The 12609-nt window shown below is 63.1% G+C and carries 12 protein-coding genes; 7 read left to right on the top strand and 5 right to left on the bottom strand.

All coding sequences use genetic code 11. The features are described 5' to 3' along the window. Nucleotides 1–291 precede the first annotated feature (291 nt). Nucleotides 292–1422: a hypothetical protein gene (locus NUH19_RS09580; RefSeq protein ID WP_262316337.1), complete on the top strand. Its 1131-nt coding sequence runs from the start codon at nt 292–294 to the stop codon at nt 1420–1422. 62 nt (nt 1423–1484) lie between these two features. Here NUH19_RS09580 and NUH19_RS09575 read toward each other — a convergent pair whose 3' ends face one another. Beyond that, nucleotides 1485–1685, bottom strand: coding sequence for a hypothetical protein (locus NUH19_RS09575; protein ID WP_262316336.1), 201 nt, complete (start codon nt 1683–1685; stop codon nt 1485–1487). A 59-nt stretch (nt 1686–1744) separates the two neighbouring features. On the opposite strand from NUH19_RS09575, the gene NUH19_RS09570 reads away from it, so the two are divergent. Then, nucleotides 1745–2437 carry a Tim44 domain-containing protein gene (locus tag NUH19_RS09570; RefSeq protein WP_262316335.1) on the top strand — a complete coding sequence of 231 codons (693 nt, stop codon included), beginning with the start codon at nt 1745–1747 and terminating at the stop codon, nt 2435–2437. Between the two features lie 47 nt (nt 2438–2484). Then, the gene (locus NUH19_RS09565) at nt 2485–2862 is read left to right on the top strand and encodes a hypothetical protein (protein ID WP_262316334.1); all 378 of its coding nucleotides are present in this window, start codon (nt 2485–2487) and stop codon (nt 2860–2862) included. A 101-nt stretch (nt 2863–2963) separates the two neighbouring features. Here the strand turns inward: NUH19_RS09565 and NUH19_RS09560 are convergent, their stop codons facing one another. Beyond that, nucleotides 2964–3440, bottom strand: a complete 477-nt coding sequence (locus NUH19_RS09560; RefSeq protein ID WP_262316333.1) for an S-ribosylhomocysteine lyase — start codon at nt 3438–3440, stop codon at nt 2964–2966. A gap of 217 nt (nt 3441–3657) precedes the next feature. Then, complete coding sequence (locus NUH19_RS09555; protein WP_262316332.1) at nt 3658–4782, bottom strand: vitamin B12 independent methionine synthase; 1125 nt, start codon at nt 4780–4782, stop codon at nt 3658–3660. 445 nt (nt 4783–5227) lie between these two features. Between NUH19_RS09555 and NUH19_RS09550 the strand changes: the two genes are divergently transcribed. After that, nucleotides 5228–5737, top strand: a complete 510-nt coding sequence (locus tag NUH19_RS09550; RefSeq protein WP_262316331.1) for an NUDIX domain-containing protein — start codon at nt 5228–5230, stop codon at nt 5735–5737. Then, the gene (locus tag NUH19_RS09545; RefSeq protein WP_262316330.1) at nt 5734–6036 is read left to right on the top strand and encodes a hypothetical protein; all 303 of its coding nucleotides are present in this window, start codon (nt 5734–5736) and stop codon (nt 6034–6036) included. Before NUH19_RS09550 ends, NUH19_RS09545 begins: the two co-directional genes overlap by 4 nt. A 75-nt stretch (nt 6037–6111) precedes the next feature. Here NUH19_RS09545 and NUH19_RS09540 read toward each other — a convergent pair whose 3' ends face one another. Both NUH19_RS09540 and NUH19_RS09535 read right to left on the bottom strand, forming a co-directional pair. Continuing rightward, a complete protein-coding gene (locus NUH19_RS09540; protein WP_262316329.1) occupies nt 6112–7395 on the bottom strand; it encodes a hypothetical protein in 1284 nt (427 codons plus the stop codon). 116 nt (nt 7396–7511) lie between these two features. Beyond that, a complete protein-coding gene (locus NUH19_RS09535) occupies nt 7512–8384 on the bottom strand; it encodes an alpha/beta hydrolase (protein ID WP_262316328.1) in 873 nt (290 codons plus the stop codon). A gap of 149 nt (nt 8385–8533) precedes the next feature. Between NUH19_RS09535 and NUH19_RS09530 the strand changes: the two genes are divergently transcribed. Together NUH19_RS09530 and NUH19_RS09525 are read left to right on the top strand one after the other, a co-directional pair. Further along, the gene (locus tag NUH19_RS09530; RefSeq protein WP_262316327.1) at nt 8534–8968 is read left to right on the top strand and encodes a MarR family winged helix-turn-helix transcriptional regulator; all 435 of its coding nucleotides are present in this window, start codon (nt 8534–8536) and stop codon (nt 8966–8968) included. 316 nt (nt 8969–9284) lie between these two features. Next, on the top strand, nt 9285–12609 hold a 3325-nt coding region (locus tag NUH19_RS09525), incomplete at its 3' end, for a KxYKxGKxW signal peptide domain-containing protein (protein WP_262316326.1).

The following is a 12609-nucleotide window of genomic DNA, read 5'->3' as shown; positions in this document are numbered from 1 at the left end:
GCACGAATGCTTGCAACGCACCAATCTGAACGCCTGGCCACCGGCGGCCTTGTCCCCGGTGGCTTCGGCGCGGTCGACACCGCAAGAACCCCGGTCGAAGCAACTTCGACCGGGGTTTTTCTCGCAGACTGCACAGCTACAGGCCACACCGGCCATCTACCGGACCCGGTCCCAGGCAGTGCCACGCCGGGTGCGTTTGACGAACGCTGCACCGTTTTTGCTTAAGCTTTGGTCAAGGCTGCCCCCGGCGCCGGCCATTGTGCGACAATGGAGAAAACTTGGGGGCAAATTATGAACAAATGGTTTCGCATCACCGGGCTCGTCGTGCTCACCTTGGCGCTTGCCGGCTGCCACCGCAGCCAAGACGCCCAGACCGTGCGGCGCAACTCGGCCAAGATCTTGAACCGCGCCGAAACGCTGTGGTGCGAAGACGCCACGGTGACCGCCGCACTCAAGGGCGACCAGCTGACGCAGGTTCGCGCCACGCAGACGAAGGCCAATCCCAACGTCGTCACCACCCGCCGCGGCTTGCTCGGTGCCGGCACCACCAAGATCAGCTACGCCATGGCCAAGCGCCTGATGACCGCAACGGCCAAGCAGCAGCACCAGACCATGCGCCTAGCCAGCCTAGCCGCCTTGAACCGGGCGCTGACCGCGGCCAAGGCCAGGTTCAAGCTGACCGGCTACAACCAGCTGACCACCTACAAAACCACCGGCACCCAAACCGCGTTGGGAATCGGTTACGTCGCGGCCGGCGACACCTTGTACGCGCTGAGCCTGGGCTACGACCCGGCAATCACGGACCTGCCGGTGGCCACCGTCTACGTCAGCGGCCAGCTGAAGGTGCCAAAGACGCACCTGAGCAACCCCCAGCTGGCCGGCCGTTGGTTCTCAGAAGACAAAACCCAGCAGCTGCGCGTGACCGGTAACCAGCTCTATCACGTTCAGGTCACCGGCACCTACACCAGCGTCGAGCGCTTCGCCATCCAGGACCTGAGGCGCCAAGGCGTCAACGCCACTTACACCGGTACGTTCCAGGCCGCGCAGCTGGCCGCCGCCGTGTTGCACTACGGCATGCCCAAGGCGACCACCCGCGCCGCCAGCGACGGGCAGGCCACCTACCTGTTTTTGACCAAGAACACAATGGTCAAGCTCAGCCAGGGCCAGGTGACACACTTCACCAAAACCGCCAAGGGCCACGATACCAGCCGCGTCCCGGCGGAATTCGCCGCGGTGTTTGCCGCCTGCGACCGTCAGGAAGGCGTGAATCGGGCCCTGGCGGTGTCGCCGATTGCCGCACATCAGTACGAAATCGTCTACAACGACCCCAACCGGCTGACCAACGTCTACAACCGCTCACTGAACCGCTACCGCTTCGCGACGGTCGAAGGTGGCCGCGCCACCCTGCGCGACCAGCAGTGAGCTCGCCGCCTTGGCGCCACCCTGTGGCCGATGCGCGGCGGGACCCGGCCGGCCCATTGACCCTAGCGCCAGCGTCTCACCTTGCTCAGGTCATCGACATAGGTGCGGACCACGGTGCCGCAATCGCGACACACCGTATAACACAGGCTGGCCCGGCCGGTGAGCCCGACCACCGCGCTTTTGGCGGCCACGTTTTGGTAAGGCAGGTGCTTGGCTTCGACGAAATCCCGACCGCCGCACCACGGGCATTGTTGTTCTGTCATCTGATCCCCTCCATTCAACACGCACAGTGTATCATAGGTCCGGGGTGAAAGGTTTTCTCATGAAAAAAATCTACATTCTTCTGATGGTGCTGCTGGCGCTTGCGGCGCTGCCACTGACGCCGACGCTGGCCCGGGCCGGCGGGGCCACCGGCGGCGGCACCACTGGCGGCGGCGGGACAACCGGTGGCGGCACCACTGGCGGTGGCACGACCACCGATCGCACCACCACCCGCACATATAACAACGCGAACACCAGCCCGATCACGGTGTTCGCCTCCTTCATCGTCTTGACCGGCGGCCTGGGCGTCATCACCTACAAGCGCAACCACCCAAGCACCGGCACCGGTCGCGTTGGGGCCACCACCGCGCTTGATCCGGAGGTTGAGGCGACCTTCCCGGCGCTGTTTGACGCCATGGAGGCTGCCTGGAGTGCCGACGACCAGGCGACGCTTGCGACCCTGATGACGCCGCGCTACTTCCGCAGCCAAAAGCGCCTGCTGGACCACTGGGCCAAGGCCGGCAAGCGCAACCGCCTGGAAGGCATGACCGTGATTGCGCTGGCCCAGGTGCCGAGCCGCACCGGCCTGCACGTGGTGGTCACCGCCCAGGGCCGCGACTGGTTCGAGTACCCGGCCCAAAGCGCGGCGTTCAACCAGCAGCAGCACGATGACGCCATGATCAGCCGCTTCACCGAGGTCTGGGAGCTGGTCGCAATCGATCAGGTCTGGCGCGTCAGGCGCATCCGCCAGTAGTGGCGATTTGCGCTTGAAACAGGTAGACTAAGCCTGAGGTGTGTGTCATGAAAATCAGTTCCCTGAATTCCATTTTGCTGGCCATCGAGGCGATCGGCGTGTTGCTAGGTTACCTGGTCCTATTCGCCCCAGGCTACCACGTCGCGGCCTGGATTGCCTTGGTGGTGTGGCTTTTGGGCTGCCAGCAGGCGTTCAACTGGTACCTGCGCCGACGCAAGCGCGACCTGCGACTCATGTGGCAAAAGGCGGCTGAGCTGGGCTTTTCCGCCGACGCCTTGGCTGGTCTTGCCCCGCAGTACGACGCAACCCAATGGGCGATGTCTGCGCCGGACTACCTGCAGTTCCTGCCGGCCCCCAAGGTGGTCGCCGCCATGACGCGCAGGCTTGAGGCCCAGCTGGCCAAGCGCGAGCAGAACCGCTGGTAACAAAAAGCACCGCAGCCCGCCTTCGGATCCGCGTGTCGGCCATCACGGCTAACAGGCGCCATCCCGAAGTGCGGGTGCGGTGCATTTTTTGTGCAATCAGCTTAGGCGAGGACGCTGCGGTCGAATGGGTCAACCGAGATGCCTTGACTCAAGATTAGCTTGCTCCACTCCTTGGCGGAAAACAGGCTGTGGTCCTTGTAATTCCCGCAGGACTCGATGGTCGTGCCAGGCACATCGGCCCAGGTGATGTCGTTGGCAATCGCCTCGAGGCTGCCCTTCAAGGCCTTGGCGACCTCGGTGGTGCTGTGCTCGCCCCAGGTGATCAGGTGAAAACCGGTGCGGCAGCCGAACGGCGAGCAGTCGATTACGCCGTCCATGCGGTCGCGCAGCAGGCTGGCCAGCAGGTGTTCAATCGTGTGCAAGCCGCCGGTCGGAATCGCGTCTTGGTTGGGCTGCACCAGCCGCAGGTCGAAGTTCGAGATCTTGTCGCCCTTGGGCCCTTCCTCCACCGTGATCAGCCGAACGTAAGGTGCCAGCACCTTCGTGTGATCGAGTTCAAAACTTTCTACTTTAGCCATGCTGAATTCCTCCTATTGAATGCCTTTGTAACCTGAATCAAAAACTGCCGTCGCCTTCATGCTACCGCGTCGCCGGGCCACCTGGCAAGGCCGCAGCCGCAATCGGTCGCCGCTAGCATGCGGCCACCACGCCGGTCGGCGACCCGCCGCCACGCGGCCCGTTCTGCCGGCGAGCCAGTGCCGCGCCGGTCCATGCGCCGCCGGCCGGCTGGTCGTGCTACTTGCCCCAGACGTCCTGGGCGATGTCTTGCACCAGCTGCAGCTTGGCCCACTGCTGGTCCTCGGTCAGCTTGTTGCCTTCCTCGGTCGAGGCGAAGCCGCACTGAGTCGACAGGGCGAGGTTGGCCAGCGGCACGGTTTGGGCCGCCTCCTGCAGCCGGGCCTTGATGGCGGCCGGGTCCTCCAGTTCCGGGAACTTGGACGTGATCAGCCCCAGCACCAGCGTTTTGTTCGCATCGCCGTTCCACAGCGTCGCAAGCGGTGCAAAGGAGCCGGACCGCGCGTTGTCGTACTCGAGGAACAGCCCGGAATACGGCAGGTCCTTGATGTAGTCGGCCACGTACTCGTAGCCGCCGGTGAACAGGTAGGTCGACTGGAAGTTGCCGCGGCAAATGTGCGAGGTCACGGCCAAGTCGTCGGGCAGCTGGCTCAAAATGCCGGCCAGTAGGCGGTGCGACCGCTCGGCCAGCTCGACGTAAGGCTTGGCCGCCGCCGCGTCACCCTCGGTGCGGCGCAGGTTGTGAATCAAAAACGCCCAGTTAGTGTCGTCGATCTGCAGGTAGCGGCAACCCAGGTCGTAAAAGTGCTGGATGGTCTGCACGTAGGCCTTGATCACGTCCTGCTCAAGGGCTTCAAGCGAGTCGTAGTAGTCGGCCCAGTTGTCGCTGCGGTGATCGCGGAACAGCAAGGCCGGCGTCGGAATGGTCTGCTTGGCCAGCACCCCGGCCGGCACGACGCTGTTCAGGTAGCTGAAGGCGGCAAAGAACGGGTGGTCCGGGTTGTAGGCGACCCGGCCGTTCAGCCGCACGTTGTCGGCCGGGGCGATGTCGCCTTCGAAGTTCTTGTCGTACTGGGCGTGACGGACCTCGGCCACGCCGTTCAGCCCCCACAAAAAGTCTAGGTGCCAGTACTCGCGGGAGAACTCGCCGTCCGTCACCGCCTGAAAGCCGAGCTTAGCCTGAGCCGCCACGATGCGGGCGACTTCTTGGTGCTGCACCGCCGCTTCGGCGGCCGCGGTGATGGTGCCGGCCTTGAGCTGGGCGTTGGCCTGTTTTAGATCCGCCGGCCGCAGCAGGCTGCCGACCAGGTCGGCGCGAAAGGGAATCGTGGTTGATTGTGTCATGTTTTTTTCCTCCTGTGCGTTCGTGCCGCAAAGGCGCTGTGAGACGCAAAAATCGCCCCTCGACCTCTTCGGTCAAGGGACGACTTGTCGCGTTACCACCCTGTGTTCGTGGGCCAAGCCCACCTCAACGGTACCTAAGATACCGCGCATTGATAACGGTTGCGACCGGCCGGGCGGCGTGAACCCCCTGGCTGCTGATCGGAGCTCATCTTCACCCAAGCCTTGCCGCCCCTTTCTCACCAACCGGGTTCTCTTTGCGGCGCCGCCGGAGTTACTCTTCTCCTCGTAGCACGAACGATATGTTGACTCCATACTAGTGGCCGTTCCTCATGATGTCAACAGGAAATTTTAATTTCATCTCATTTGGGACTGGGCAGCGGCACCGCGCTGCGCTATCATCAGGTGACAAGAACAGACCACAACGGCACTGGCCGAGGGAGGACGCATGCAAGAAGATCAGGATCTGCGCTATCAAGTCGGCGCGACGCAACAGTTCGGTGTTCGGGCCGTGCTGCTTTTGAAACACGGTGACCAGGTTTTTCTCAAGCACGTCCAAGAAGGTGGCCAGGCGCTGTTCATCGCCCCCGGCGGCGCGGTGAAGTTCAACGAAACCGGCGTTGAGGCCGCCACCCGCGAGGCCCAAGAGGAGCTTGGCCTGACGCTCACGCCGCGGTTTGCCGGGCTCGTCGAGGCCTTCGTCGCCATGAACGGCGGCCAGTACCACCAGCTGCTGTTGGTGACCACCGCGACGCTAAGCGCCGCCCAGGCCGAACGCCTCGCTCACCTGGACCGCACCGGACTGGACCTGCCGAAAGACACTGTGCTGGGCTGGGTGCCAATGGCCACGGCGGCTGCGCGGCTGCGGCCCCAGGCGCTGGGTCGCTACCTCACCACGCCAGCCCCCGCTCACGCGGTCGACCGCCGGGAGGTGACTGGCGGCGGTGACGCCCTGTGAAGGCGCTGCGGATCTGCCAGTGGGTGATCGATGCCCTGGCCGTGGCGCTTGCGGCCTTCATACTCGCCACACCAACCGCGCAGCTGCACATGGTGCTGCGGCTGCGCAGCGGCAACACGGTGGCCCCGCACAAGTGGCTGGTGCTACTGCCGGTTTTCATCATCGTCCTCAACCTGTGGTCGCTGCACGACTGGCAAAAAAATCCCGCGGCCACCCCAAACCTCAGGCGCGATTGGTTCCCACTGGCGGCGGAGGTCGCGCTGATGGCCCTTTTGGTCGGCGAGCAGCTGGCCGGCTGAGTCCCCCGACGCATCAAACACGCCCCGCCTCCGCGGTCTTCATAACCTGCGGTGGCGGGGCGTGTTTGGTCTGGCCTAGTGCCGGTCGGTTGAACCCGGCCTCGGGTCAGGACGTGGTTTTGGATCCGGGTCTGGCTTTGGCTCCGGGTCTGGATTTGGATCCGGATCCGGGTCTGGATTTGGATCCGGATTTGGATCTGGATTTGGGTCTGGCCTTGAATCTGGATCCGACTTTGAATTTGGATCTGGTTTTGAATCTGGATCTGGCTCTGGCTTCGGTGCCGAAGCTGGTTTTGGGTCCGGCCGCGAATCCGGGTGGCCTGAAGCCGGTGACGCGTTCGGCCCTGGTTCAGGCACCGACTGTTCCGCTGCCTGCTCGCCGGATGCAGCCGCCGAATCGGATTCCGGTACTGACGCGGCGGTCGCGGCCGGCCGCGCTGCCAAGCGCCGGCGCCAGAAGACCCAGCGGGTCAGCCGCATCACCTGCGCGACCAGCGCGACGATCAGCCCCACCACGGCCACCCAGCCGGCCAGGTGCTGCCAGGTCGGAGAGAAGCGGTAAAACAGCTCGTGAAAGACGATTGGGTCGATGCTTTGAAAGCTGGTGCCCATCGCGTCGGTGAAGGTGCGGGTGCCGATGATCAAGGCCCCGATGCCGCCGAGAAAACCCGTCACGTAGGTCACTCGCCCGACCACCTTGAAGAAGCGCTGCCAGCTGTGACTACAGTACAGCATCAACGCCCAGGTAATCACCATCAGCACCAGCCCGACGATGGCGGCGGTTTGCACCGTCAGAATCAGCATCGGGTAGACGAGTCCCCAGCCCTGAAGCATCACCAGCTCGATGACGCGCGAGGTCATCAGCTTTTTCACCTTGGCCTCGGTTCGCGTCCGCGGCTTGCCGTTGTAGGCCAGCTTGGCGGCGGTGGTCTTGGCCTCAAGTGTGGCGTCGATCGCCGCGGTCAGCGGCGTCAGGCGCAGCGGGGTCTTGGCGCCGGCCGCGTGGGTCACGTACCGCGCATCGACCAGCGGCGAATTGGCCGGCACCGCGTTGAAGTCGGCGCTGATCGCAAGTCCTGTTCTAAGCGCGGCCTTCAGCTCGGCCCGCGGTGTGACGGCGGTGCCGGCCGGCAACTCGACGCCTTCGCCTTGTGCCACGGCTAAAACGGCCCGGTCAACCTTGGCCGCAATGGCGGGAAAGGCACGGGGCCCGGTCAGCACCTTGGCCACCGCCTGCGGGCTGCCGAAGGTCACGGCAAAGCCCAGGCCGACCGCGGCCACAATCAGCACAATGCTGTACATTAAACTCCAGAATCCGAGCCAGCCGCGGCTGATCGGCGTGTATTTCGATTCCTTCATGACAGGCGCCTCCATCACGATTATACCATCCGCTCGCCCGGGGGTCAGCGGTCGGCCGCAACCGGACGCGCCGCTTGCGACGGGTCGCGCGGCAGTGGCTTAGCGGGGCGGCGGCGCTACATCGCGGCCTTCAGCCAGGCGAGAACACGCTTGCGGTACTCGGCCGGGTGCTTGGTGAAGCTCTGCGCGTGACCGGCCTGGGGGACGATCCACAGGGCCTTTTTGGCCGTCGCGGCGGCGTAGTTGCGGTAGGCCATGCTGGTCGGCACGAATCGGTCTTCGGCGCCGTGGATGAAAAGGATGGGCCGCGTGTTGCGCCGCAGCGCGGGAATCGTGGTCGCCGCCCCGACATTGTAGCCGGCCCGAACGCTGGCGGTCGCCGCCACCAGCGGCACCAGTGGGTAGCGGGGGATGCCGAACTGGCTTTGCGCCTGGGCCGCCAGTTCGTCTTCAATGCTGGTGTAGCCGCAGTCTTCGACGATCGCGCGAACCTGTCGCGGCAGCTTTTCGCCGCTCAGGTACATCACCGTCGCCCCACCCATCGACTCGCCGTACAGCGCGATGCAACCGGCCGAGCCGAGCCGCGCCACCAGCCGGTCCAGCCACTTCAGGTAATCGCCGCGGTCGTCCGGGGCCAGCACGTTGTAGCCGGCGTCGTGAAACAGGCGGATTTTGGCCGCCATGTCCCGAGCCGAGCCCATGTAACCATGGGCGACGACCACCGCCTTGGTGGTCGGCTGCTTGGCCGGCACGTAGGTCGCGGCCAGGCGCAGGTCGGCGCCGGCCGCCTGCTCGTGCCAGGTTTCCTTGGGCACCGCATCGTACCAGGCGAAGGCCTTGCGCTGCGCCACGCTGACCGTGTTGTTCAAGAATGTTTTGCGCTTAGGTACGAATGCATAGTCGTAGAAATATAGGCTGGCGCCGAGCATCCCGGCGACCGCTAGCATCCCCAACGCGCCGGCCACAAGCCAGAGCTTCCGGTGTTTCATGCACATTCCCCCTCAGGTGTCATCCATGTTAGCGAATCCCGGCCAATTCGTCAACGCCGTAACCTTTCACACTTTATTTCGGTTAAAGTTTGTTGCCGCCTGCAAATCCTGATAAAATAATCACAAGGCTGATTGGAGGAGGTTAGAAAATGGACAAAGACAGCCTGTTAGCAGGCTTCATCGATGTGTACTTCGGCTCGATCAAGAACGTCGAGACCTTGATCTCGCGCCCGGTTGCGGAATACCGGCTCTCGTTCGAGCAGTACCAGATCATGCACGATCTCGCCCACAATCAGGTGACGAGCCTGACCGAAATCGTGCAGCGACGCGGGGTGACCAAACCCGCCATCGCCCGTCAACTGAGCGTCCTGCGTGAATTGGGGTACGTCACGCAAAAGGTCGCACCGGACGATCACCGCCGCCACATCCTCGCCTTGACCCCGAGCGGTCGACGAACCGAGAAAGAGGCGGAAGCCGCCTCGATTGCGGAGTTCGACCGTTGGGTGGCCGTGCTCGGCGAGGAAAAGCTGGAAGCCCTTCTCAGGATGCTTGAGGAGGCCAGCGCCAAGTTATTCGTTTCATGATCGAAGTGTGCGGTGTGGGGACTGCACTTTTTTTATGCGCTCGATTACGTGACCGTGCAATTATTCGATTTCTATCTGTGATTTTTTTCGTGTCAATTGCTTCCACGTGCCGTCCCAGCAAGGCGGTCTATTCAGCCGATTAAATAAACAATTTATTTATAATAAATCTTGATTCGCCGGAATATTCTGGTATTCTGACCTTGGGGAGCTTTTTACCGTAAGTTAATGTATCTGCAATGCCGTTTCCTTGCCGCTGTTTTGCATCAGCGGCTTTTTGCGTGGGGGCAAGAAACCGTACCCATTTGGAGGGATAGGTATGAAAGCACAATGTTCTGGCGCCAAAAAACTCTACAAGGCAAAGAAGCAATGGGTCACCATGGGCTTGGCGACCGGCGCTTTGAGCCTCTTGGCCCTGGCCCCAGCGGTTCATCCGCAGGCGGCCACCGGCACCGACGGCATCGAGACGGCGCCGACGGCCACGGTAGCGGCAGCGCCGCTTGGCAACACTGTTCGCCTGACGACGGGCAGTCAGGCTCAGCCGGCGGTCGCGACAACCGCGACCAGCCCGGTGGCGTCAACCACCGCTTCAGCCACCGGCGAGCGGGCAACCAGCGGCGAACCGGCCGCGACCGTACCGACCACCACGACCGCAGAAGCTACCGAACCGGCGGCGGCCACAACCGAGGCGCCGGTGATCGCGACCACCACAATTGAAACCCCGGCGACCGAGACCGCTCCAACCGCGGTTCAGTCCCCCGAGGCCGCCACGGCGACACAAGCCGAGAGCGACCCGGCGACCGCGCCGCAGCCGGCCGAGGCCCCGGCAGTCGCTGTCGCGGTGCCAATCAATTACTACGACCAAAACGGGCAGCTGCTCGGCACCAGTTCCTACGCGGGAACGCAGGACCAGGCCACCAGCTACGACCCGACGACCGATGCCGCCACCCTCGATGGGCTGACCACCGGTAGCGGCTGGACCGTCATCGCCACGACCCAGACCACCCCGACCGCCGGTGCAACCGGCAGCATCACGGTCACCTTGGGGGTTGGTGAAATTCACCACTACGACGCTTCGCCGGATTACGTCCCCGGGCAAAAAACCGGTTTAGCGGCTGCGACCAACTCGGCCACCGACCTCCTGTTTGATTTTGACATCAGCGCCGAGGAACGCGAGACCTTCGCTGCCGCCGGGTATTACAGCACCAAGGACATCGCGATTGTTCGCGACGCCAACGGCAACGTGGATCCGAACAAGTCGCAAAAGCTGCACCTGGCCGAGATCACCCTGCCGACCAAGGCAGGCTACCACCCGGTCTGGTTTTACCAAGAAGATTACGATGATTTCGAAAGTTCCGAAACGAAATTTTACAACCAGACCTATATCATCCCGGCCCATGACGCGACCATCGACACGCTGAACCCGGCCAACGGGCGAATTCAAGTTCGCTACATCAAAGACAATCAGCTGGTGCCGGTTGAGCTGAAGGACCAGGCCGGCAACGTCATCAAGACGGTGTACGTCACGGTCGAAAACCAGCTGACCGCGCATCCTGAATCGCTGCTCGTTCACAGCCCAAGCCTCAACGGTGGCGGCAACGTGACCCAAACCAAGGTCGACACCTTCGCCGTCACCCTGACCGCCCCAACGCTGGCCGGCTACCACCTCGTCGGCCCGGCCACCCAGACGCTGACGCTGAGTACCGACTACCTGAAGGTCGCTGATTCAACCATCGTCACCAATAACCCGCAGCTGTACGCCGACCTCGCATTCGGCGCCAACAAGCCGGCGTTCACCTACGCAGAACAGACCGTCGTGGCCAACCACACCTTCGTGGACCAAAACGGCAAGGAACTGCTGCCAGCGACGACGGATCAAAGCCTTTTTGCCCCGGTCGCGGCCATTACCGACTACGGCATCAACCCAACCCTGTCGACCATCACCATCGAAGGCGACGGCCAGACCATCGTGCCACCGACCGACCTGATGACGGTGCTGGCAGGCCTTGAGCCCCTCATCGGCGATCAAGACGCCGAGCAGTTCGCCAATGACGTGATTACCCAAGGGCAACAGGCCCTCGCCGCCAACGGCAGCGACCCTGCGCTGGCCGCCACCAATCAGCACATCGCAGACCTCATCACCACCGCTCAGGCCGTCTTGGCCAACCCAACCGCCGAAAACGTGCTGACCATGGCCCTGACCTACTTCGGCTTCACCGATCAGCCAATGCTCGATGCCTTGAACAGCAGCGATGCCACGGCAATCACCATCACCACCAAGTACGTCTACCAGCTTAACCAGCGGCGCGTGACCACGACGCACACCTACACCGATGCGGCCGGCAACGCCATTTTGGCCGCGACCCATGAGACGGATGTGTTACCGATGGCGCCACACATTCGCGGCTACGAGCTGAACCCGTTCAAGTCCACCCTTGTCATCACCGGTGACGGTACCGACTACTACCCGGCCAACCCAAGCGGCAAACCTGAAACCCTTGGCGCCATCGCGGTCGAATTTCAGGAGCTGATGACGGAAGATCCCAGTCAGGCTCAGCTAATTGTGGACGCCGCCGACCACAGCCTCGCGGAACTGGACGCCAGCGACCCCGCCAACGCCGCCGAAATCGCCAAGCTCAACGTCATCAAAAACGCGGCGAAGGCCTGGCTGGCCGATCCGTCACCGGCCACGCTTTTCAACCTCGCCCTCGGTTACTACAGCATCGATGGCTTACCGATTTTCGACTCGGTAATCCCAGGCATTCCGGCCGCGGACATCCAAGTCGCCACCAATTACGTCTACGACAAGGTGCCGATGCCACAAGTCGCCGCCGGCATTCACAACCAGACCAAAACCGTGACCTACACCGTCAACTTCGCTGGCACCGACCACGCGCCGCTGGTGGTGACCCAGACCTTCACCCGCCTGGCCACCGATCAGTCTCTGGTGCTTTGGACGCCTGACGTCACGCTGCCGGACGTCCCAGGAACGCAGCACCTGAATTACCTGCCGGCAGCCAATATCTGGGCCGACCCGACTCGGCTTGATTTTGACTACACGGTCGACTACCGGGCAAGCGAGCAGACGCTCTTGGTCAGCTACGTCGATGAGGCCGGCCGCAAGCTTCAGGCCGACCGCCTGATCAACGGCGTCACCGGCCAGGTCGTTCACCTCGACGTTCCCCAAATCGCCGGCTACACGGCCACCCGTAGCGAACACCAATACGACGTCACCCTGGCCGCCAACGACCTGACCATTCAGCACGAAGTCATCACGTACCGGCCGAACACCGAGCTCGACGACGGACCGCGCGTTCGCACCCAAGTCACCGGCGGCATTTACGTCACCCCGGAGGACTTCTACGACAACACCAAGCCTAAGCCGCAGCTCGACGACGGGCCGCGCGTTCGCACCCAGGTGACCGGCGGCATTTACGTCAACCCGGAGGACTTCTACGACAACACCAAGCCTAAGCCGCAGCTCGACGACGGGCCGCGGGTTCGCACCCAGGTCACCGGCGGCATTTACGTCACACCGGAGGACTTTTACGACAACACCAAGCCTAAGCCGCAGCTCGACGACGGACCGCGCGTTCGCACCCAGGTCACTGGCGGCATTTACGTCACACCGGAGGACTTCTACG

Origin of the sequence: Lacticaseibacillus parakribbianus (assembly GCF_025490915.1) — a bacterium.
GTDB lineage: Bacteria > Bacillota > Bacilli > Lactobacillales > Lactobacillaceae > Lacticaseibacillus > Lacticaseibacillus parakribbianus.
The sequence above is the reverse complement of the archived record's forward strand: the minus strand, read 5'-3'. Positions and strand labels throughout refer to the sequence as shown.